Raw genomic sequence first — 22,449 nt, forward strand, 5'->3', positions numbered from 1 at the left:
TAGACCTGTCACTTTGCTTCTTGTCTGCATGGTGTTTCTGAGTGCCACCGGTGACGGTGTTCTCACCTCGCTGTGGCCGGGGGATGCCAATCCGTTCGGCTCCTCGGCCTGGGGAGTGGGCGGATCGGCGACACGGCCAGAACAACGGCAGGGTTCTGCCGCGGGCAAGCCGCACGTGGTGACGGCATCGTCGGGCAACCGGACGGTGCCGCAGTCGTCACGCGGCCTGTATCCGGCACTGGACTTCACACGCCAGGAGGCCCAGCCCGTCAAGACCCTGCCGGAAGCCCCGGTGACCGGGTTCGATCCGAAGCTCAGCCGCGAGGTGCCCGAGGCAAGGGGTGCGTCCCATCGCACCTACGACAACCCCGATGGCAGCCGGAGCACCGAGTTCTCCGTCGATCCCGTGCACTACCGCAAGCCAGACGGCTCATGGGCGCCAGTCGGCACCAAGTTGACCCCAGCTGACGGCGGAGGCTGGCGTAACACCGCCGACGCGGTGAACCTACGGCTGGCCGAGTGGGCCGACGCCCGCGATGTGGCGACGATCGGCCTGGACGCGGAGCACGCGATTTCCTTTGGTCTCAACGGTGCTACGCACACCGCCGGTCGGGCCGACGGGGACACGGTGACGTATCCCGGTGCCCTTGCCGAGACCGATCTGCGGCTGCAGGCCAAGGCCGGTTCGGTCAAGGAGATCCTGGTTCTGCGGTCGCCGAAGGCGCCCCGCTCGTTCGTGTTCCCCCTGCACCTTTCGGGATTGTCGGCGAGCATGGCCGGCGGCAAGGTGGTCCTCACCGACAGCTCGGGCAAGCCACGAGGCGTGATCCCGCCCGGCTTCATGAACGACACCGGACAGCGACCGGCCACCTCCACCGGAGTCCGCTACGAGCTCGTCAAGGCCGGCGACGCTCCCGCGTTGCAGGTCACGCTGGACTCCGCGTGGCTGGACGCCCCGGAGCGGGTCTATCCGGTCGAAGTGGACCCCACCGTTGAGTCCACAATCGACCGTGGCCTGGCAGACACGAGCATGGTCGTGCAAGGCAGCGGTACGGTGCCGGGTAGCGCCACGCTGCCGGCAGGGATGTCAGGGGGCGTGCCCACCGCGTCCTACCTCAAGTTCAACGGTCTGGCCGACACCTTGCGCGGCCAGGCGATCTTCGGCGCCAGCCTGAGCCTGTACAACCAGGGCGCCGATTCCTGCACACCCCGCCCGATCGGGGTGTACCCGGTGACCGAGCCGTGGACACCCGATGGTCGCTACTCCTACCCCGGCCCTGCCGTGGGCAACGCACTGGCCAGCGCCACGTTCGCCCACCGGTCCACGCCTGATGCCACCGGCGCGAGCTGCCCTGCCACGTGGGAGAACATGGGGCTGCTCACGGCCGGGGCGGCCTTGGTGCGGCAGTGGGTCACCGATCCGGCCAAGAACAACGGCCTGTCGCTGCGGGCGTCGGACACCGATCCGACGGCATGGAAGTCCTTTGGTGGCACCACTTCCAACGTCCAGCCGGTGCTGTGGGTGACCCACAGCGACTACGACGCCCAGTACGACATCGACAACGCTGTGCCCAACCCGCCGGTGCTCGAGACCAAGCCTGGCACCCTCAAAGTCAGCGTCACCAACACCGGTCCCGCCACATGGGACCCCTCGAGTGTCAACCTGACATACCAGGTGGATGGCAGCCCGTACCGGGTAGTGGCCGCCTCGCTCGCGGGCAGCGTGCCCACGAATGCGAAAGTGCAGCTTGACGCCGTCATCGAGGCGCTGCCGCCCGGCTCGCATCGCCTGACCTTCACGATGATGCACACCACCGGCCAGACCGGGAGTCCGTTCGCCCGCAGCCTTTCGGTCACGTTGATGGTGCCCGACGGCTCGCAGGTGATCCGTGATCTGTACCCGCCCAACGGGTACCAGGCACCGACTCTGACCCCGCAACTGAGCACAGTGTCCAATGGGACCGCCGCACCAGGCGCGACCAGGACCTACCGGTTCGAGATCTGCGACACCAACGCGGCCAAGGCACCGGTGAACTGCACCAGTCACTCGGCACCCAGCCGTACGCTGCAGATACCGGCGAATCGGTTGCGCTGGAACCGGACCTACCAGTGGCGGGCATTCGTCAGCGTCAACGGGCAGGAAGGCGCACCGAGCCCGTACTCGGCATTGCTGACCTTCGTGCCGCAGCCGAAGGTCGCCGCCCTGCTGTCCTCCGCCCAGGCCGGGATCGCGGGCAACGCGTTCGATCCCCAGTCGGGCAACTACACCACCCGGGCCACCGATGCCGTGGTGGCCAACGCCGGTCCGGCACTGTCGGTGCTGCGCACCTACAACAGCCTCGATCCCCGGCGCGACAGCATGTTTGGCGAGGGCTGGTCCAACCGCTACGACATGCGGCTGACCAGCGACCCGGATTCCTCCGGCAACGTCGTGGTCACCTACGTCAACGGTCAGCAGTTCCGGTTCGGCTACAACCCGCAGGACCAAACGTACTCGCCGCCCCCGGGCCGGACCGAATCCCTGATTCCGAACGGCGACGGGTGGAATCTGCTCGACGGTTCGGGCACGGTGTACCAGTTCTCGGCTTCTGGCAGGCTGATCAGGATCACCGACCCGTCGGGCCGGTCGGTGGTGCTGAGCTACGACGCCACCGGCACGATGCTGACCAAGGTCCAGGTCGTCACTGCCGACTTCGGTGGCGTCGGCCGCGCACTGTCGTTCACGTGGGCAGGTGGCCATGTCACCACCGTCACCACTGACCCGGTCGCTGCCTACGGCGCCGACCCGGCCACGGCCAGTCCACTGATCTGGCGCTATACCTACGAAAGGGACAAGCTCGTCCAGGTTTGCCCGCCTGGTGTGACAGTGGCTCCCTGCACGCGCTACACCTACGCCGCTGGTTCCCACTACCGCAGCGTGGTGATGGACGCGGGTCCCGCGTCGTACTGGCGGCTGGGAGAGGCCTCCGGCGAACCCACAGCACAGAGCGAGAACATCACCAACCTTGGTGTCGACACTGGTGCCTATCACAATGTCGCTCTCGGCGCGCCTGGTTCGCTCCCCGGCACGTCCAACACCGCAGCGACCTTCAACGGCACCTCCTCGTGGGTGCAGTTGCGCGACAACGCGGCACGCGCGGCCAGTGAGTCCACTGTGGAACTGTGGTTCAACGCCACGGCAAACGGTTCCGGTGGTCCGCTGCTGGGCTACCAGGACAAGAAACTGGACGCCGGCCCTACCTCGGGTGCGCCGATCCTCTACCTGACCGCGGACAAGCGCCTGGTCGGTCAGTTCGGCGGCATTGCGTCCAGCAACCCGATCACGACCACCTCGCCCGTTTCCGTGGGCTGGAACCACGTCGTCCTGTCCAGCACAGGTGCCGGCCAGACCCTCTATCTCAACGGAGTCAAGGTCGGCCAGGCCAACGACCGCACTGTCGACGGAACGTCCTATGTGAACCAGATCGGCGCCGCCTACGCGTCCGCACCAGGTTCGTGGCCTGGCTGGGGAACGGCGCCGAGCCGGTTCTTCGCCGGTGCGATCGACGAGGTCGCCGTCTACCACTACGCGCTCGACCAAACGACAGTCCGCGACCACTACCGGGCCGGCGTCACCGTCTCCAACGCGCTGACCACTATGACCACGCCTGGTGGCAGGGTGGCCGCACAGGTGACCTACAACGTCGGCCTCGACCGGGTCGACACCTACACCGACTCACACGGTGGCACATGGCGCGTCAGTGAGCCGACGGTGTTCGGCGGCGGTACCGACCTGCGCCGCACTGTCGAGGTCAGCGACCCGGCGGACCGCCCGTATCCGTTCGAGTACGACGCGCTGACGGGACAACTGCTGCGTTCCGCGACGCCGCTCGATGGCAGCCCGCACACCGTGCCCACAGAGTCCTGCGCTGCGCCTTCCCCGCAGGACACGAGTTTCTGCGTGGTCGACCACGGCGACCGTGATGACCCGATCACGATCCCCGGCGACGCACTGGCGATCCGCTCGTACAGCTACGACGACAGAGGTTTCCTCAACCAGTTCGTCGACGAGACGAACCAGACGAACAAGCTGACGCTCGACGGTCGCGGCAACGTCACCTCCAACACGACCTGCCGGACCATAAGCGAGTGCCACACCACGTACTGGACCTATCCGGCGACCATCCAAGACCCCTACGACCCAAGGAACAACCGCCCGACCGCCAAGCGTGACGCGCGCTCGTCCGGTCCTGGCGACAACACGTACCTCACCAGCTACAACTATGACGACAAGGGCCGGGTGCAGACCAAAACGGTCGCGGGCGCCGGCACCACCACCTACACGTATACGAGCAAGGGGGATCTCGGAATCCCCGGCCCCAGCGGCAAACTGCTCCCGGCGGGACTGGTCAGCTCCGTCACCGACGGCCGGGGCGAGACCACTTTCTACAACTACTACTCCACAGGCGATACCGCTTCGGTGAGCTCGCCGAGCGGTTCGCGGGTCCAGTACGACTACGACGGTGTTGGCCGCAAGGTCCGGGAAACCTCCTATTCGGACACCTTCCCCGGCGGGGTGGCCACCGTCTTCGGCTACGACGGCGAATCGCGGCAGGTCACTGTCACCAGCCCGGTCACCGTCGACCAGGTGGACGGCACCCGCCATCAGCTGCGCATCACCAACAGTTACGACGCGGACGGCAACCCGACTGGCGCCGAGACGAAGGACCTGCTGACCGGCGATCCGGCACGGGACACCGACGTCTCCTACGACGAGCACGGCAACCCGTGGAACGTCGTCGACGCCGAGGACAACGAGACCACGTTCGAGTTCGACCGGTTCGGCAACAAGACCTCGGAGCGGGACGGCAACGGCCGGCACTTCGACTACAGCTACAACGCCCGCAACCAGGTGACCGAGAAACGGCTCCGGAAGGGCTCCGGGGCACCCGCGACCGCCGACGCGGACGTCGTACTGGACTCGTACGCCTACGACCAGGAAGGTGTGCTGGTCAGCCACACCGACGCGATGGGGCGCACGACCCGGTACACCCACTACAACGACGGCCTGCTGTTCCAGAAGATCCTGCAGAACTTCCACGGCCCGGACGGCACTGTCCGCGACTTCGTCCTCGAAGAGAACACCTACGACGGAGTGGGCAACCGGACCCGTCAGGTCACCGCCGACCGCACCCGGACCACGGACAACACCTACGACAGTGCGAGCCGTGTTGCGTCCACAGTGGACGACCCTGGCGGTCTGAAACGCAAGACTGCCTACACCTACGACCCGAACGGCAACGTCACCGGGGTCACGCGGTCAGGGCTCGACCTGCAGCCGTCTGGGGCGCCCGTCACCCGTGTCACCAGGATGACCTACGACGACGGCGGCAACCTCGTGCGGCAAGAGGTCACCGGCGACGGGGACACGCGGGTGACGACCCACACCTACGACCAGCGAGGATTGCTGACCGGCACCACTGACCCACGCGGCAACGCCGGCGGGGATCCAGCCGCATACACGACGACGTACCAGAACGACGAGTTGGGCCGGCAGGTCCGCACCACCAAGCCCTCGGTCACCGCCGAGACCTTTGGCCGGACGCCGACGACGACCCGGCCGACGATCACCGTGGGATACAACGCCTTCGGCGAGGCAGTGGCCAACCGCGACGAATCCGGCAACGTCCGGAGCGCCTCCTACGACAGGCTGGGTCAGCTGGTCGCTGAGCGCGCGCCTGCCTACACCTCCGTCGGTGCCAACAGCCCGATCGTCCCGACCACGCGGGTGACCTACGACCGGGTCGGCAACCTGGTGCAGACCGTCGACCCGCTCAACCACGTCAGCAACTTCACCTACGACGCGCTCGACCGCGTGATCACCGCGGACGGGCCAGGCGCGACGGACGCCGAACGCGCGCTCTACTCGTACACCTACGCGCTCAGTGGCGAGATCCTCTCGCAGACCGACCCGGTTGGCGCCGTCACCACCGTTACCTACGACGACCTCGACCGTGTGATCACCAAGACGGACGTCGAGCGGAACGCCGGCAACAGCAACTTCACCACGACGTTCCAGTACGACCCCGCCGGGAACCTCACGCGCACCACCACGCCCGGTGGCGTGGTCACCACCACGTCCTACAGCAACGCAGACGAACCGCTCATGACCGCTTCGGCGGGAACGGCCAGCACGTTCCGGTACGACTTCCTGGGCCGCAGGGTCTCCGAACGCCTCGGTCCACAGGACCAGAAGCCGGACAGTGTCTACCGGACCGCCACGGCCACCTACGACCAGTCCGGCCAGGTCACCACCCAGACCGACTATGACACCGACGGCACGACACCGCTGCGGACCCGGACGAGCACCTACGACAAGGCAGGCAACCGGGTCCGGGCCACCGATGCCTACAAGCACCCCGTCACCTTCACCTATGACGCGGCCAACCGTCTGGTCACGCAGCAGGAGAAGGTCAGCGGCCCGGACGAGGGCAACCCCAACGACCCCGGTCCGCTGAACTGGATCGAGATCTCCTTCGGATACGACGCTGCGGGCAACCGCACGCGGGCCACCGACGGCCGCGGCAACGCGACGTTCACCACGTTCAACGCCCTCAACCTGCCCGAGTCGGTGATCGAGCCGGCAACCCGGGCTCACCCGGACCTGGCGGACCGGGCCTGGACCACGTCCTACGACGCACGCGGCGCTGCCGTCCGGCTCACCGCTCCAGGTGGGGTCGTCCGGACCCGTACTTACGACGCGGGCGGACGCATGGTCGCCGAGGACGGCACCGGCGGGGACTCGTCGAAGACCCCAGAGGCGCACCGGACGCTGACCTACGACACGGCCGGGCAGCTCGTCGGCGTGAACACCCCGAGCGGCGACAACAAGTTCACCTACAACGACCGGGGTGACCTCGTCGTCGCCGCCGGGCCGTCCGGTACCGCGAGCTTCCGCTACAACGCCGACGACCAGATCCTCGACCGTGTCGACGCGTCCGGCAGTGCCAGCTTCACCTATATGGAAGGCCGCCTGAGCACCGCCACCCACACTGGCACCGGCACCATCCAGAGGTTCGGCTACAACGGCACCGGCAACCTGGAGACCATCGACTACGGCCAAGGCCGGGTGCGTACCTTCCGCTACGACGTCCTCGGCAGGCTGACCTCCGACACTCTGGGCAACCCCCGCGGTGGTCGTGGCATATCGACGACCTACACCTACGACCTCAACGACCGGATCACCACCAGGATCGCCGCCGGCACCACGCAGCCCGGTACCAGCACCTACACCCACGACCAGATCGGCAGGCTCACTTCCTGGGTCGACGAACTGGGCAACAACACCGCCTACACCTGGGACAATGCCGGCAACCGGCTCCAGGCCGGAAGGAAGCTCGCCGTCTTCGACGAGCGCAACCGGCTACTCACCGACGGCGATTACATCTACGAGTACACCTCCCGGGGCACGCTGAGTTCGCGGAGCAGTTCCGGCAAGGTCGACGAGTACCTCTTCGACGCCTTCGACCGGATGGTCGGCGCGGGCGTTGCCACCTACACCTACGACGGCCTTGACCGGGCCGCTTCCCATTCGGGCCAGGCGTTCACCTACGCCGGTCTCAGTGACGACCCGATCGCCGACGGCACCGAGAAGTACAGCCGTATGCCGGACGGCGAGCTGCTTGGCGTCACCCGGGACGACGACAAGCGCCCATGGCTGGCCGTCACCGACCAACACGGTGACGTCGTGACCGGCTTCGACGCCGGGGCCAGCGCCCTACGGTTCACCAATTCCACTGGCTACGACCCGTTCGGCGAGGTCCTCTACCGCAGGGGCGCGACGAGCCGGGTCGGGTTCCAGGGCGACTGGACCGACCCCGCGACCGAGCTGGTCAACATGGGTGCCCGGTGGGCCAATCCCGGCGCCGGAGCCTTCGCCTCCCGGGACTCGATCGACGACCTCGAGACGGGCGGCCCCTCGGTACGCGCCAACCGCTACACCTACGGCGGCGCGGATCCCATCGACGCCGTCGATCCCGATGGGCACAGCTGGTTCTCCCGCGCCTGGAACACGGTGAAGGGTGCGGCGAACACCGTCGCCGACACGGCCAAGAGCGCAGAGCACAAGGTTGCCGACGCGGCCAGCACCGCAGCGATCTGGGTAGCCGACCATCAGGCCGATATCGCCGGGATCGCGGTCAACATCCTGGTCAACGTGGGCTGTGACGCGGTCGTCGGCGAGTCCGTCGTCGGCGTGGTGGGCTGTGCCGCGCTCGCCGGAGTCGCCGGCTCCCTCACCCACGACCTGATCGAGGGCGGGCACACCCCCAACGAGATGCTCCGCAACGCCCTGGTCGAGGGCGCGATCAACGGCGCGTCCGCCGGGGTGCTCGACGGCATGGGTTCGCTGGTCAGTTCGGCGATCAGGAAGGCGGCGGGCGGCGCTGCGACCGCGGGTGAGACCGCTGTCCGTGATGTCGCGGAGGCCGCCGCGCGCGACGCCGAAGCCGGCGCTGCCAAAGCGGGTGCCGACAGCGCTGCTGAAAGTGCCGCTGCCGACAGCGCTGCCGGCGGTGCCGAGTCGGAGGCAGCGGACGCGGCGGATGTCGCCGATGCCGCCGAGCCCGAGGAGTGCAACAGTTTCGCCCCGGACACGCCAGTCCTGATGGCGGACGGCAGCCAGAAGCAGATCAGCCGGATCCAGCCGGGCGAGCAGGTCATGGCCACTGACCCCACCACCGGCCGGACCGCCGGTCGTGAGGTGACCGACACCATCGTCGGCCAGGGCGACAAGAACCTGGTCCGGATCACCGTGGACACTGACGGTGCCGCGGGCGAGGCGACTGGAACGGTCGTTGCCACCGACGCCCACCCGTTCTGGGTCCAGGAGCGCAACGCGTGGGTCGACGCGACCGACCTGCGTCCCGGAGAACTGCTGCGCACTTCCGCCGGCACTTACGTGCAGATCACGGCGGTCCAGCGGTGGACCGAGCGCGGTCAACGGGTCCACAACCTCACTGTCGACGAGATCCACACCTACTACGTGGTCACCGGCGGCACACCGGTCCTAGTCCACAACGTCAAGTGCCCGCAGGGCAAGATCGCGAAGGCGAAGGCGAAGGCGAAGCGGGCGAAGGCGTATGAAAACGCACGCAAGTTCGACATCGACGACCCGGCCCTCACCGACGCACAGCGCGATGGCATCCAGAAGCGTTGGAAGGAGCTCAAAAGCAGCTGGTCGAAGGTGGCGAAGGGCGTCAAGGGCAAGGCGTCCGAGTTCGCCAAGGGCCTGAAGGCGAAGCTGTACGCCAAGCTCAAGGAGCTCTATAACGGGAATCTGGTCTGTGAGAATCCCGAATGCCAGCGCATATTAAGGCCGCCCACGCAGTCGAAGAAGGGCACCCTCACCGACATCTTGGAAGCGCGGGGTGACCACCGCTTCCCCCACGCGAAGGGTGGCAAGGGAGTCGAGGGGAACTTCCAGATACTGTGCGTGATCTGCAACGCCATCAAGTCCAAGAAATTCCCCTGGAAGCCGACGGTGCCGCACGCAAAGGGGGCATAGCGGACGTTGTCAAATCCCGGGGCCCCGGATCCAGGCAGTTGTCCACAGGCACCCGGTTGTCCACAACTTGATCTTCACGACCTGGTCGGGCGGCATGCGATCCACGAACGTGGAGGCATGCCGCTGCTGACCGAAGCCACCGAGGCGCTCCGCCTCGCCGGGCCAGATGCCGTCCTGACCAGCCACACCGCCGCGTACCTCTATGGCTGCCACGCGGCCGACCAAGTCCCGATACACGTCCTCGTTCGTGACCACCGCCGCGTGCGCTCCAGGCCCGGCCTGGAGGTACATCACGGCAGCTTCGCGCAACGGGACGTGGAGACGTTCTACGGGCTCAAGGTGCTCTCGTTCGAGCACGCACTGGCCGAGGTGCTGTGCCGAGGGGATCCGTTCACCGCGATCGCGTGCTTGGAGCAAGCGCTTGCGAGGGTGCCGTGCCGCCGAGGTTTCACCGAACGGGTGATCTTGGCCGTGCGTACTCGCGCCGACCCACGTGGCCGGCGCGAGGCCGAGCTGGTACTCAGGGGCCGATGCCTTGGCATGGCCTGATGCGCAGGTCGGCGACGTAGTCAGCGGGCGCGCCCGCGGCTTCCGCCGCGTCGGCCACCACACCGAGGTACCGGGCCGAGGGCAGGCCGCCTTCGTAGGCGTCCAGCACATACAGCCAGGCCACGACCGAGCCTTCCAGGGTCTGCACACGCAGGCGGATCTTCTTGTAGAGGCCCAGCGCGCCCTCCCACCTGTCCAGGCGGGACTCGTCACGCGGGCTCACGTCATAGAGCACCGCGAACACCTGCGATTCGGGGTCCTCGACGATGGTCGCGAGGGCACCCTCCCAGCCGAGGTCCTCGCCTCCGAAGGTCAGGCGCCAGCCGACGAGCCACCCGGTACCCGCCATCGGCGAATAGGGCGCTCGCTCGAGCATCTGGCTGGGATCCATGTTGGACCCGTAAGCGGCGTAGAGCGGCACGACGGACAGCGTAGCGACCCGACACATCCCCCGACGGGATGCGCCTCGGGGAGTCACGCGTACGGTTGAGCTCGACCAGCTAGTGCGGTACAGGAGGAGCCCGTTGACCCGGATCGTGATCATGGGGGGCGGCGTCGGCGGCTACGAGGCTGCGCTGGTCGCAGCGCAGCACGGCGCCGACGTCACGATTGTCGAGCGCGACGGCCTTGGTGGCGCGTGCGTGCTCTATGACTGTGTCCCGTCCAAGACGTTCATTGCCTCGGCTGGTGCGCGTTCGGCCTTCCGCAACGCTGATGAGCTGGGGATTCGTACCAACGCCGAGGAAGCGATCGTCGAGGTTCCGGTGGTGCACGGGCGTGTCCGTGGCCTGGCGCTGGCGCAGTCGGCCGACATCAGGGCGCGGCTGCAGCGGGAGGGCGTTCGCCTGATCGCGGGCGTGGCGAGGTTCGTCGACGAGCAGCCGGGACTGGCCGCGCACCGGATCGGGGTCACGCCGCTCAGCGGCGAGCCCGAGGTGCTCGGCGCCGATGTGACGCTGATCGCAACGGGCGCGACCCCGCGTGTCCTGCCCGGCGCGGTGCCGGACGGCGAGCGGATCCTCGACTGGCGTCAGCTCTACGACCTGACCGAGCTGCCTGAGCACCTGGTGGTCGTCGGCTCCGGTGTGACCGGCGCGGAGTTCGCCTCCGCGTACACCGAGATGGGCGTGAAGGTCTCCGTGGTCTCCAGCCGGGACCGTGTGCTCCCGCACGAGGACGCCGACGCAGCTGCCGTCCTGGAGGATGCGTTCGCCGAGCGCGGCACCACTCTGTACAAGCACGCTCGCGCCGAGAAGGTCGAGCGCGTGAAGGACGGCGTGGTGGTTCACCTGGCGGACGGCCGCAAGATCGAGGCCAGCCACGCACTGATGACTGTCGGCTCGGTGCCCAACACCACCGACATCGGTCTGGAGAAGGTCGGCATCCAGCCAGGACCTGGCGGATTCATCTCCGTCGACCGCGTGTCGCGGACAGGCGTCCCCGGCGTGTACGCGGCGGGCGACTGCACGGGCGTGCTGATGCTCGCGTCGGTCGCGGGCATGCAGGGCCGGATCGCGATGTGGCACGCGCTCGGTGAGGGCGTCGCGCCGATCCGTCTCAAGACTGTCGCCGCGAACGTCTTCACGCACCCGGAGATCGCCACGGTCGGTATCAGCCAGCAGGCCATCGACTCGGGTGAGGTGCCCGCGCGCACGATCATGTTGCCGCTGGCGACCAACGCCCGCGCCAAAATGGAAGGACTGCGCCGCGGTTTCGTGAAGCTGTTCTGCCGTCCCGCGACAGGTGTGGTCATCGGCGGTGTCGTCGTGGCGCCGTCCGCGAGCGAACTGATCCTGCCGATCGCGATCGCCGTGCAGAATCAGCTGACAGTCGAGCACCTGGCTCTGACGTTCTCGGTGTACCCGTCTTTGTCCGGCTCGATCACCGAAGCCGGCCGGCGGCTCATGCGGCATGACGACTTGGACTAAGTAGACGTTCGTGGCCGACTGAGGTTGAGTGCCGGCCACGAGATCTGCGTCGCAAAATTGAAGGCAACTGCGAGACCGGGGCTGGGCGTGTAGTCCGCGAAGGCATTGAACCCGCCCTATTCATTGAAAGGTCTCCGCATGCGTATTCGTTCCATCCTGGCCGGTCTCGCGATCGGCGTGGGCGCGCTTGTGCTGTCGTCCCCGGTTGCCTTCGCGGACACCAACCCCAAGGAAACCACCACCTCTCCCGTCCCCACGTCCACGCGCGTGCGCACACCCGTGGCGCCCAGCCAGCGCCCTGCCGCTGACGTTGCCACGCCCGAGGCCCGCCCCGCGGAGGGGACGCCGGACCGTCCGCGGATCAAGCCCAAGGGCGCGCCTGAGACCGGCGCCGGCATGGAGGACGCGTCGTCCAACACCGGTATGTACGTCATAGGTGGCGTCGGTCTGGTCGCGCTGGCCGGCGGCGGCACCCTGGCGGTGCGCCGGACGCGGAAGCAGAGCTGATCGCCGATGCGGAAATGGCTCGGTAGCGCGGTTCTCCTGCTCGTCCTGGCTGGCTGCAGCAGCCCGGACAATCCGCCGACGGTGCCTGCGCCGGACGCGCCCGGCGCAGCCGGACAGGCACCCCCAGCGGCCAAGAACGCGGCCGCGTTACCGGCCTCTGTACCGACGGAGATCTCGATTCCCAAGATCGGCGCCAAGTCCTCGTTGATCCCGCTCGGGTTGAACGCCGACGAGACCATCCAGGTCCCGTCGGTCGACCAACCCATGCAGGCAGGCTGGTACGAGAAGGCATCGACGCCGGGCGAAGCCGGCCCCGCGGTGATCCTCGGCCACGTGGACGGCCACAAGAAACCGGGAATCTTCTTCCGGCTCAAGGAAATGGCCGCCGGGGACGAGGTCCTGGTGTCCCGTCAGGACGGTTCGACCGCGCGTTTCAAGGTCACGCGGGTCGAACAGATATCCAAAAAGGACTTCCCGACCGACGCGGTCTACGGCGACACCGTAAGTCCCGAGCTCCGGCTGATCACCTGTGGCGGCGTGTTCGACCACACCGCCAAGAGCTACAAGGACAACATCATCGTGTTCGCCTCCTTCGTCCCTGGTCAGGCCTAGCTAATCCTCCTGCTGACGGGTTTTCGGCGGGCCCTGGTCGACGCGGCGCCTGATGGCGTCGATGTCCTCCAGGAGCTCGCCGAAAGGCATGCGTTCGTCCCACCAGGTCACGCCCGCCTCGGACAACTCCTCGATGAGCGGCCATGCGCCGGCCGGACTGGAACCACCCACGACGAAGTCGAACGGCTCGTCGGCAAGCCCCGCATCGGCGCGCGCACTGCGTAAGAAGGCGCCCGCGGCAGTCACCTCATGCATCGGCGGCGGCTCCGCCTGCCAGGCACCGGTCATGATCGGAATGGCGCCGTCCCAGCGGGCCGCCCGGCGCATCGGCGGCATGTTGGGCCATCGCCCGCCGACCCAGATCGGGACGCGCGGGCGTTGCACCGGAGTCGGGCGGAACATCACGTCCCGGACCGTGAAGTGCTTGCCTTCGTAGGTGGTCCGTTCGCCGGACCAGAGCCTGTCCAGCACAGCCAGGCCCTCGTCGAGGCGTTCGGCCAGTACCCGGCGGGACGTGGGCTCACCGAAGGCGCCGTACTCGTCGTCGACCGGGTCGCCGAGACCGGCCCCGAGAATCATCCGGCCGCCGGTGAGCCGGTCGAGCGTGGTGACCTCACGGGCGAGCTTCTGCGGACGCCTGCGGGCGACCGGAGTGATCATCGTGCCGAGCCGGATCCGGCTGGTGACCAGGGCAGCGGCGGTGAGCAGGATCCAGGGGTCGGCGATCTCCCGGACCAGGCGCTTCTCGTGGACCATGTGGTCCCAGACGAACAGGGCGTCCCAGCCCGCGTGTTCGACGGCCTGGGCCAGCACGGCCACGGCCTCCGGGTCGGCGAAGTCGCCGAAGTTGGGGATGCTCACCGAGAATCGCATGCCTCACACCATGCACCCACCCACCGACAAAAATGCCAGACTGGGTCTTATGACCGCCCGCACGTTGCTGATTCTCCGGCACGCCAGCGCCGCCGACGTGCCCGGCACAGCCGACGTGGAACGCCCGCTGACCCCGCTCGGCCGCACCGAGGCGACCCACGTCGGCCGGCAGATCGCCGCGATGCACCCGGACCACGTGTTCTGCTCCCCAGCCCGCCGGACCCGCCAGACCTGGGACCAGATCAGCGCGCAACTGAAGGCCCAGCCCACAATCGACTTCGAACCAGGCCTCTATCAAGCCGGCCCGGACACCCTGCGCGAGCAGGTCTGGCAAACCCCCGACGAGGCCACAACCCTGCTGTTGATCGGCCACAACCCCGCAGTACACGAACTGGCCTGGCAACTACTGGGAAACCAAGCCCCACAACACTTCCCACCCGCCTCACTGGCCGTGGTGCGATTCCCCGGCAAGTGGACCGACCTGCCATGACAGCCGGTTCCCACCACGTCACCGTGGTGGGAACCAGCCTGACGGTGCTTAGTCCGTGACCCAGTCGAAGGTCTTGGTCACGGCTTTCTTCCACTCGTTGTAGAGGGCTTCCCGCTTGTCCGCGTCCAGGGCCGGGGCCCATTCCTTGTCTTTTGCCCAGTTGTTGCGGATGTCGTCCTCGCCTGCCCAGAAGCCGACCGCCAGGCCGGCTGCGTAGGCGGCGCCGAGGGCGGTGGTTTCCGCGACCACGGGCCTGATCACGGGGACATCGAGGATGTCGGCCTGGAACTGCATGAGCAGTTCGTTGGCCACCATGCCGCCGTCCACTTTGAGCGCCGTGAGGGGCACGCCGGAGTCGGCGTTCATGGCGTCGATGACCTCGCGTGACTGGAAAGCGGTCGCCTCCAGGACCGCGCGGGCCAGGTGCCCCTTGTTGACGAACCGGGTCAGGCCGACGATCGCGCCACGGGCGTCGGAACGCCAGTAGGGCGCGAACAGCCCGGAGAACGCGGGCACGAAGTAGCAGCCGCCGTTGTCCTCGACTGTCCGGGCGCTGTCCTCGATCTCGGCCGCGGTCGAGATCATGCCGAGGTTGTCACGGATCCACTGGACGAGCGAGCCGGTCACGGCGACCGAGCCTTCCAGCGCGTAGACCGTCTCGTTCGTGCCGATCTTGTAGCAAACCGTTGTCAGCAGGCCGTTCTCGCTCATCACCTTCTCTGTTCCGGTGTTGAGCAGGACGAAGTTGCCGGTTCCGTAGGTGTTCTTGGCTTCGCCGGGCGACAGGCAGGCCTGGCCGAACGTCGCCGCCTGCTGGTCGCCGAGGATGCCGGCGATCGGCACGCCGGCCAGCGCGCCCTTCTCCCGGACGTTGCCGTAGACCTCCGAGGAGGACCGGATCTCCGGCAGCATCGACAGTGGAATGCCCATCTCACCGGCGATCTCGGCATCCCACTGCAGGGTGTCCAGGTCCATCAGCATGGTCCGGGACGCGTTGGTCGGGTCGGTGACGTGCACGCCGCCTTCCGGCCCGCCGGTCATGTTCCACAGCACCCAGGTGTCCATGTTGCCGAACAGCAGTTCGCCGTTCTCGGCCTTCTGCCTGGCACCGTCCACATTGTCCAGGATCCAGCGGACCTTGGGGCCGGAGAAGTACGTCGCCAGCGGCAGACCGGTCCTGGCGCGGTAGCGCTCCTGCCCGCCGCCCAGGGCGCCGAGCTCGTTGACGATCTTGTCGGTCCGGGTGTCCTGCCAGACGATCGCGTTGTAGACCGGTTTTCCGGTCGCCTTGTCCCACACGACCGCGGTTTCGCGCTGGTTGGTGATACCGACCGCGGCGATGTCCGACACATGCAGGTCCGCTTTGGCGACCGCGCCCGCGGCCACCTCGCGGGTGTTGCGCCAGACCTCCTCCGGGTCGTGCTCGACCCATCCCGCCTTCGGGAAGATCTGCTCGTGTTCCTTCTGGTCGACCGACACCACCCGGCCGTCATGACTGAAGATCATGCACCGGGTCGAGGTGGTGCCCTGGTCGATCGCGGCCACGTACTGGGCCATCGTGCGAGTCCTTTCCTAGACGGGCAGTACGAGATAGAGCAGGCCGGCGAGCACTGCGCCGATCAGCGGTCCGACGACCGGCACCCACGAGTATCCCCAGTCCGGGCTGCCCTTGCCGCGGATGGGAAGGATCGCGTACGCGATGCGGGGGCCGAGGTCACGAGCCGGGTTGATGGCGTACCCGGTGGGACCACCGAGTGACGTACCGATCACCAGCACGACGAACGCGACACCGGCGTAGCCGAGCGCCGAGTTGCCGAACTGCGGCACGCCGTCGCCGCCGACCTTGATCGCCGGTGACAACAGGATCCATCCCACCAGCACGAACGTGCCGATCACCTCGGTGATCGTGTTCCACAGTGGATTGCGCACGGTCGGCGCGGTGGAGAAGATGCCCAGCGTGTTCGCCGGTTCCGGATGTGTGTCGAACTGCAGTTTGTAGGTCAGCCAGCACAGCGTGGCACCCAGGATCGCACCGACCATCTGCCCGAGAATGTAGATCGGCACGTCGGCCCAGTCGGTCTTGTCCGCGATCGCCAGGCCAAGGGTGACCGCCGGGTTGAGGTGCGCACCGCTCGGCGCCGCGATGCTCGCACCCGTGAACACGGCGAACGCCCATCCGATGTTGACGAACAGGAAACCTGTGCCGCTACCGAGTGTGTCCCGCAGGACGTGGTTGGCCACCACGCCGGTACCCAGCAAGATCAGAACGGCGGTACCCAGCAATTCCCAAAGGAATATCTCGCCCGCGCCCATCGCCACCTCCAGGTTGGTCACACGGACCAGGGGCAGCCAGCGACGCCCCGACTGGCACCGCTGCCAAACCCTCGGTGAGCAGCGACGTTAGTGCGCTCCAACGGCAATTGTCCATGATCCGAACGACGCAATCCTTCTCACGTGTCCGTACGGCGCGATTGTCGGCGGATGGCGGTAGCGTGAGGACTGGACAGTGCACCCATGCCGGACAGGGAGGCGTTTTGTGGCCAGCCGTAAGCCGAGCCAGCCAGTCCGCACCGACCCGGTGACCGTCGCGGGCCGCCTGGGACCGGCCGAGCGCGAGGATTCGTGGCGCAGACTCACCGAAGAGACGTTCGACCTGGTCGTGATCGGTGGCGGTGTGGTCGGCGCGGGCACCGCGCTCGACGCCGCCACGCGCGGCCTGAAGGTGGCGCTCGTCGAAGCGCGGGATCTTGCCTCCGGCACGTCCAGCCGGTCGTCGAAACTGTTCCACGGTGGCCTGCGCTACCTGGAACAACTCGAGTTCGGACTGGTCCGCGAGGCGCTGCGGGAGCGTGAGCTGATGCTCACCAGGATCGCGCCGCACCTGGTCAAACCCGTCGCCTTCCTCTACCCGCTGACGCGCCGGGTCTGGGAGCGCCCGTACACGGCGGCCGGCCTGTTCATGTACGACACGATGGGCGGCGCGCGGTCCGTGCCTGGGCAGAAGCACCTGACCAGGGCAGGCGCGTTGCGTATGGTGCCTGCGTTGAAGCGGGACGCGTTGATCGGCGGGATCAGGTACTTCGACGCCCAGGCCGACGACGCGCGCCACACGATGACGGTGGCCCGCACCGCGGCGCACTACGGCGCTGTGGTCCGGACGTCCACACAGGTCATCGGCATGGTCCGCGAGGCCGATCGGGTCTCGGGCGTGCGAGTGCGCGACGTCGAGGACGGCCGCGAAACCGAGATCAAGGCCAACGCCGTGATCAACTCGACCGGCGTCTGGACCGACGAGCTGCAACGCCTGTCCGGCAGCCGCGGCCGATTCCGGGTGCGCGCGAGCAAGGGCGTGCACATCGTCGTGCCGCGGGACCGGATCGTGTCCGAAGCCGGGCTGATCCTGCGCACCGAGAAGTCGGTGCTGTTCGTGATTCCCTGGGGCAGCCACTGGATTGTCGGCACCACGGACACCGACTGGAACCTCGACCTGGCCCACCCGGCAGCGACCAAAGCCGACATCGACTACATCCTCGAGCACGTGAACACCGTGCTGGCCACGCCGTTGACGCACGACGACATCGAAGGCGTCTACGCGGGCCTGCGGCCGTTGCTGGCCGGTGAGAGCGAGGAAACCTCGAAGCTGTCCCGGGAACACGCGGTCGCCCGCGTCGCGCCAGGTTTCGTCGCGATCGCCGGAGGCAAGTACACGACCTACCGCGTGATGGCGGCCGACGCCGTCGACGCGGCCTCAGTCGACCTGCCCGGCCGAATCCAACCGTCCATTACGGACAAGGTCCCGCTGCTCGGCGCGGACGGCTACCACGCCCTGGTCAACCAGGCGGATCAACTGGCCACCAAAGCGGGCGTGCACCCATACCGGGTCCGGCACCTGCTCAACCGCTACGGCTCGATGATCCACCAGGTGCTGGCCCTCGCCGAGAACAGGCCAGAGCTGCTCAAGCCACTCACGGCCGCGCCCGACTACCTGCAGGTCGAGGTGGTCTACGCAACCAGCCACGAGGGCGCCCTGCACCTGGAAGACGTGATCGCCCGGCGCACCCGGATCTCAATCGAGTACGCCCATCGCGGCGTCGACGCAGCCGAACAAATAGCCGGCCTCATGGCCGAGATCCTCGGCTGGGACCCCGAAACCGTGAAACGCGAGATCGACATCTACTCCGCCCGCGTAAAGGCCGAACGCGACTCACAAACCCAACCAGACGACGAAGGAGCGGACGCCCTACGCTCCAAGGCCCCCGAAGCCCGCTCCCGAATCATCGAACCAGTCTCCTGACCCAGTACGTCCCCAAGAGAACAGCCCTGCCGGTTCGGCCAGAAGCCGGCTTGGGCTGCGAGCAGTGTGAATCTGTCGGCGGGCTTGGGCGATGTCACGGGTGCCGGTGCAGCGCGCTAATGGCGAGGCCACGCAGGATGGCCATGGCGCGGGATACGTTTCGCGGTAGGTGATGTCGCAGGCGTGGTGCGGTCGGTTGCCGATCTGCCAGTGCCCGCGCAGCAGGGCGGGTTCGGCCGCGCACCGTGGATCAGGATTGCGACGAAACAGTTCTGCAAGTTCACCGAACCTGGTCGGTCCAACAGCGGTAGTCGAGGACGATACAGCGGCTGGCGCGACCCTCTCATGATCAACCAGAGCCCGAGCCCACCATCATCCACGTGATCGACTTTGCCGAAACCCCGCCCCTACATAAGAAAACAGCCCCCACCCTCACCGGGGGGCGTCCCTGGTCCAGTCTACAAGGGATTGTGGTTGGGCAGGGGTTTTCAAGGGATGAACCCGTGCGAAAGGGCCGTTCGCACGGGGATCACCTGGATGGCCCAGGTCTTACCTTGGGCGGCGTAGACCCCGACGAAACACTGTTGAGGCGCACCGGTCTGGTCAGGAGGAGACGTCGTCGCTGTGGAGTTCGGTCAGGTGGTGCAGGAGGCGTTTGTGGTCGGTCGGGGAGATTGTCGTCCAGGCTTCGCCGCCGGTGCTTTCCTTGCGTACCTGCAGGTATCGGCCGTCGGCTGTGTCGAAGAAGCTGATCACGCGCCTGGTTCGGACACGGCGGCCCCATTTGTCTCTGGCTGCGCCGCCGAACTGGCCCTGGCGGTCGACGTCGCCGATCATTTTGCGGAGGGCCTCGGCGTCGGCGTCGCGCACGCCACGGCTGCATAGTGCGGCCTCGAATTCCTTCGGGGCCGTAGCTTGCCGGGCGGCGGCTTCGAACTCCTTGCTGGGCAAGGTGACTGAGTGGCCGACGCCGGCTTTTGCCGGTGGCAGCACGGACAGTGTGTGCCTGGGCAGGCCCAGGCCGTCCGCGCCGCGCAATGTCAACCGGTTGCCTTCCTGCACCGCGAGGACACCGGCCTCGCCGTCGGCCGCGGCCATCAGGCGGACGCTGTGGCCGAGCCAGAGCCGGCCGTCGAGCTCCCGCTGCGGCCGTGCGACCAGTCGCAGCAGCCCGACCAGTCGTGGGTCGAGATCCACCTGCCTGCCAAGGCCTTTGGCCTGGATCCCCTGCCACGCGCGGTCCACCAGCTCAGCCCGTTCGGCGTTCGTCCGGCCTGGTGAGGGCACCTTGAGCACCAACGGCATGTCGCCGAGGTCGAGGTGTTCCCACAGCACGTCGAACTCCAGCGCGGTCAGCGTGACCGGCTGACCCAGCCCGGTGTCGTCAAGTCCCGTGTCGAACATCGTCACTGACGATACGGCCCGTTTCCGATCACGGGTGGAGGAACCTCGGCCTCGGCTCCTTCGACACTCTCCGTTATCTTCTCCTGTTCGGTGCGATCGCGGCGCCGTTTGGCCTGGTTCGCCGGTTCCACCGCGTCATCTGCCCATTGCGACGGAATCAACTGCTCGCCACCGCGCCGCGGCACGAGACGCTCGGACGAGCTGCCTGCGGGGGATGTCGCGGCTGCGGGCGAAACATGGGAGCCCGCCGGCGGTGCCGCACCCGGAATCGGGCCTGCGTCAAGGGAACTGGCTGTCACCGGGAGTTTGCCGGTGATCGATCCCTTCCGTGCGGACGGCTCACGTCGTGGTGTCGCGGCGACCGGACTGCCGAGCGGATCGGCGCCCGCGGCGACGCCTGGCTGCAACGGCGTAGCCGGCTGGAACCGGGACTCGGTCATCGGCAGGAACTGTGCTCCCGCTTGGGAAACGGTCTGACCGCCTCGGCTGTGCGGGGTTTCCCAGAAGTTGCGGTGGTGGTCGGGCGTCGGTGTGAAGTCCGGCCCGGCGCCCGAAAGCCTGGTCTGCTCGGAAAAGCCGAGGACGCCGCCCCGGTGGCGCTGGTTGTGCCCGTGGTGACCGGAGGTGTCCACGGATTCGTCGAACGAGGCCAGCGCGTCCGTGGTCGACGTCGTGTCGTTCTGGTAGGCCTCCATCACCTCGAACGCCCGGCGTGCGGCATCCGTGGTGGCGCGCTCGACCACCTCGTGATCTTTCTGCATGGCCAGCAGTTGCGCGACCGGGGCGACTGCCGGATCTGGCTGCGGCGTCGGTTCCTCGCCCGGTGCCGGCATCGCCGCACGCGCCCGGCCGATGTGGTCGGCCTGCTGGTCGACGCTCGCGCGCATCTTCTCGGCTTCGTCGCCTGTCCTGCCTGCCCACGCGGCGACTTCGCCCAGCTGGGCGTACGCCGAGTTGGCCGCCGCACCGGCCCACATGGCCTTCGCGTCGGCGATCGCTTTGGTCATGTCCTGGCTGATGTCCTGCATCGTCGTTGCCAGGTCGGCCCATCGGCGCGACGGAACCGCCGACGCTGTCGCGCCCGGTCCGCTGTGCAGCTGGGCGTAGAGTTCGGCATGGGTGAAGCCGCGCCACCGCGTGACTTCCAGGTCTTCGCGCGTCACCCTTCCCCCTGCTGGTTCATGGTCGCGTGCTTGTCGTCCTCGCTGTCGCGGTAGTCACCCGCGCCCTTGTGCAGCTTGACCACCAACGTGTTCAGCGCTTCGCGGTAGTCCTCGAGTGCTTGCAACGCGTTGGCTTCGCCGTCCAGCGAGCGGGCGTTGAACCGCGTGTGCGCGTACCCGCTGACGGAGTCGCCTGCCCACGCCGTCACCCGCAGTTCGGATCTGGCGAGCTCGATCTGCCGGTCCACCTTTGCCAGCGCGTCGGCGAAAGCGCTGTGTAATCGGGGCAAGACCTGGGGATCGAACTGGAATCCCTCTTCCGCCACGCCGTCCTCCCACGGTCGCGAATGTCTGGACACCGTAGCCGCAATCCCACAATCGGATTCGACTATTGGTGTATTCGTCACCCAGATGTCAGCGGTTTGGCCGGCATCTGATCAAGGGTCGTGGCCCAGTGCAGTAACCGGACCTCCTGCTCCCCAAGCCGTTCGTGGCTCTCGCCGGTCAGTTTGAAACCACATTTCTCGGCGACCCGCCTCGAGCCGTGGTTGCCCTCCTGGTGCTGGTAACCGATCTTGGTCAAACCGAGCGCGCCGAAGCCGAACCGCACCGCCGCCGCCAACGCGGTGGACGCGACGCCGCGCCCGCGATGACCGGGATGGGTCCAGCACGCCGCCTGCACCGCGTTCAAACCGCCCTCGAGCCCGCGTAAATCGACCTCGCCGAGCAACTGACCAGTCGTCGGTTCGGACACCGCCCACGAGCACCGCACGCCACGTTTCCACTCGTCGGCGCGGCGCTGCACATACGCGCCCGCGTCGTCGAGGTCGTCGATCCGGTAGTCGGCGACCCATCTGCGGGTCTCGGCGTCGGCGAACGCCTCGACGATCGCCGGCCGGTCGTCGAGCAGGTCGTCCGCCCGCAACGCCCGCAGGTAGTACCCGCCGGCATTGATCTCGATGGGCTCCATGACAAGAACGCTAGCGTGCCCCTCTGACACTTTGTGAGGGCCGAGTGGGCCCCATCCTGGGCCCAAGGGTAGCGATTTGGCCACCGAAGACCTGGGATCGTCGGTTGTTGCGATA

15 protein-coding genes are annotated in these 22,449 nt (G+C 67.5%); 7 read left to right on the forward strand and 8 right to left on the reverse strand.

Features of this window, described 5'->3' with window-relative positions:
• The first annotated feature begins 28 nt into the window (after positions 1 to 28).
• Together JOF56_RS15640 and JOF56_RS15645 are read left to right on the forward strand one after the other, a co-directional pair.
• A complete protein-coding gene (locus JOF56_RS15640; protein WP_209638438.1) occupies positions 29 to 9,544 on the forward strand; it encodes a polymorphic toxin-type HINT domain-containing protein in 9,516 nt (3,171 codons plus the stop codon).
• Positions 9,545 to 9,661: 117 nt separating this feature from the next.
• Complete coding sequence (locus JOF56_RS15645) at positions 9,662 to 10,093, forward strand: hypothetical protein (RefSeq protein WP_209638440.1); 432 nt, start codon at positions 9,662 to 9,664, stop codon at positions 10,091 to 10,093.
• Here JOF56_RS15645 and JOF56_RS15650 read toward each other — a convergent pair.
• Positions 10,065 to 10,514, reverse strand: coding sequence for a gamma-glutamylcyclotransferase family protein (locus JOF56_RS15650; protein WP_037252314.1), 450 nt, complete (start codon positions 10,512 to 10,514; stop codon positions 10,065 to 10,067). The genes JOF56_RS15645 and JOF56_RS15650 overlap by 29 nt on opposite strands.
• 103 nt (positions 10,515 to 10,617) lie before the next feature.
• Here JOF56_RS15650 and JOF56_RS15655 point away from each other — a divergent pair, with 103 nt between their 5' ends.
• From JOF56_RS15655 to JOF56_RS15665, 3 genes are all read left to right on the forward strand, one after another.
• The gene (locus JOF56_RS15655) at positions 10,618 to 12,021 is read left to right on the forward strand and encodes an NAD(P)H-quinone dehydrogenase (RefSeq protein ID WP_209638442.1); all 1,404 of its coding nucleotides are present in this window, start codon (positions 10,618 to 10,620) and stop codon (positions 12,019 to 12,021) included.
• 138 nt (positions 12,022 to 12,159) lie between these two features.
• Positions 12,160 to 12,528, forward strand: coding sequence for a GVDTG sorting domain-containing protein (locus JOF56_RS15660; protein WP_209638444.1), 369 nt, complete (start codon positions 12,160 to 12,162; stop codon positions 12,526 to 12,528).
• Between the two features lie 6 nt (positions 12,529 to 12,534).
• Entirely contained in the window at positions 12,535 to 13,140 is a 606-nt protein-coding gene (locus JOF56_RS15665; RefSeq protein WP_209638446.1) for a class F sortase, read from the forward strand.
• Here JOF56_RS15665 and JOF56_RS15670 read toward each other — a convergent pair whose 3' ends face one another.
• The gene (locus JOF56_RS15670; protein WP_209638447.1) at positions 13,141 to 14,013 is read right to left on the reverse strand and encodes an LLM class flavin-dependent oxidoreductase; all 873 of its coding nucleotides are present in this window, start codon (positions 14,011 to 14,013) and stop codon (positions 13,141 to 13,143) included.
• A 49-nt stretch (positions 14,014 to 14,062) separates the two neighbouring features.
• Between JOF56_RS15670 and JOF56_RS15675 the strand changes: the two genes are divergently transcribed.
• Entirely contained in the window at positions 14,063 to 14,503 is a 441-nt protein-coding gene (locus JOF56_RS15675; RefSeq protein ID WP_209638449.1) for a SixA phosphatase family protein, read from the forward strand.
• A gap of 48 nt (positions 14,504 to 14,551) precedes the next feature.
• Here the strand turns inward: JOF56_RS15675 and glpK are convergent, their stop codons facing one another.
• Entirely contained in the window at positions 14,552 to 16,060 is a 1,509-nt protein-coding gene (gene glpK / locus JOF56_RS15680; protein WP_209638451.1) for a glycerol kinase GlpK, read from the reverse strand.
• A gap of 15 nt (positions 16,061 to 16,075) precedes the next feature.
• Positions 16,076 to 16,816 (reverse strand): MIP/aquaporin family protein, encoded by a 741-nt coding sequence (locus JOF56_RS15685; RefSeq protein WP_209648276.1) that lies wholly within the window; start codon positions 16,814 to 16,816, stop codon positions 16,076 to 16,078.
• Positions 16,817 to 17,039: 223 nt separating this feature from the next.
• On the opposite strand from JOF56_RS15685, the gene glpD reads away from it, so the two are divergent.
• A complete protein-coding gene (gene glpD, locus JOF56_RS15690; RefSeq protein WP_307855116.1) occupies positions 17,040 to 18,797 on the forward strand; it encodes a glycerol-3-phosphate dehydrogenase in 1,758 nt (585 codons plus the stop codon).
• A 603-nt stretch (positions 18,798 to 19,400) separates the two neighbouring features.
• Here the strand turns inward: glpD and JOF56_RS15695 are convergent.
• The 4 genes from JOF56_RS15695 to JOF56_RS15710 form a co-directional block, all read right to left on the reverse strand.
• On the reverse strand, positions 19,401 to 20,201 hold the full coding sequence (locus JOF56_RS15695) for an ESX secretion-associated protein EspG (RefSeq protein ID WP_209638453.1): 801 nt from the start codon (positions 20,199 to 20,201) through the stop codon (positions 19,401 to 19,403).
• Positions 20,202 to 20,203: 2 nt separating this feature from the next.
• The gene (locus tag JOF56_RS15700; RefSeq protein WP_209638455.1) at positions 20,204 to 21,364 is read right to left on the reverse strand and encodes a PPE domain-containing protein; all 1,161 of its coding nucleotides are present in this window, start codon (positions 21,362 to 21,364) and stop codon (positions 20,204 to 20,206) included.
• Positions 21,361 to 21,690 (reverse strand): transcriptional regulator, encoded by a 330-nt coding sequence (locus JOF56_RS15705; RefSeq protein WP_209638457.1) that lies wholly within the window; start codon positions 21,688 to 21,690, stop codon positions 21,361 to 21,363. The genes JOF56_RS15700 and JOF56_RS15705 overlap by 4 nt, the downstream gene beginning before the upstream one ends.
• Positions 21,691 to 21,767: 77 nt before the next feature.
• Positions 21,768 to 22,334 (reverse strand): GNAT family N-acetyltransferase, encoded by a 567-nt coding sequence (locus JOF56_RS15710; protein WP_209638459.1) that lies wholly within the window; start codon positions 22,332 to 22,334, stop codon positions 21,768 to 21,770.
• Positions 22,335 to 22,449 lie beyond the last annotated feature (115 nt).

The organism is Kibdelosporangium banguiense, from assembly GCF_017876405.1.
GTDB classification, from domain to species: Bacteria; Actinomycetota; Actinomycetes; order Mycobacteriales; family Pseudonocardiaceae; genus Kibdelosporangium; species Kibdelosporangium banguiense.

Coding starts and splice junctions, on each gene's coding strand:
- JOF56_RS15645 (WP_209638440.1), top strand. CDS start 9,662: ATGCCGCTGCTGACCGAAGCCACCGAGGCGCTCCGCCTCGCCGGGCCA.
- JOF56_RS15640 (WP_209638438.1), top strand. CDS start 29: ATGGTGTTTCTGAGTGCCACCGGTGACGGTGTTCTCACCTCGCTGTGG.
- JOF56_RS15670 (WP_209638447.1), bottom strand. CDS start 14,013: ATGCGATTCTCGGTGAGCATCCCCAACTTCGGCGACTTCGCCGACCCG.
- JOF56_RS15710 (WP_209638459.1), bottom strand. CDS start 22,334: ATGGAGCCCATCGAGATCAATGCCGGCGGGTACTACCTGCGGGCGTTG.
- JOF56_RS15660 (WP_209638444.1), top strand. CDS start 12,160: ATGCGTATTCGTTCCATCCTGGCCGGTCTCGCGATCGGCGTGGGCGCG.
- JOF56_RS15685 (WP_209648276.1), bottom strand. CDS start 16,816: ATGGGCGCGGGCGAGATATTCCTTTGGGAATTGCTGGGTACCGCCGTT.
- JOF56_RS15695 (WP_209638453.1), bottom strand. CDS start 20,201: ATGTTCGACACGGGACTTGACGACACCGGGCTGGGTCAGCCGGTCACG.
- JOF56_RS15675 (WP_209638449.1), top strand. CDS start 14,063: ATGACCGCCCGCACGTTGCTGATTCTCCGGCACGCCAGCGCCGCCGAC.
- glpK (WP_209638451.1), bottom strand. CDS start 16,060: ATGGCCCAGTACGTGGCCGCGATCGACCAGGGCACCACCTCGACCCGG.
- JOF56_RS15665 (WP_209638446.1), top strand. CDS start 12,535: ATGCGGAAATGGCTCGGTAGCGCGGTTCTCCTGCTCGTCCTGGCTGGC.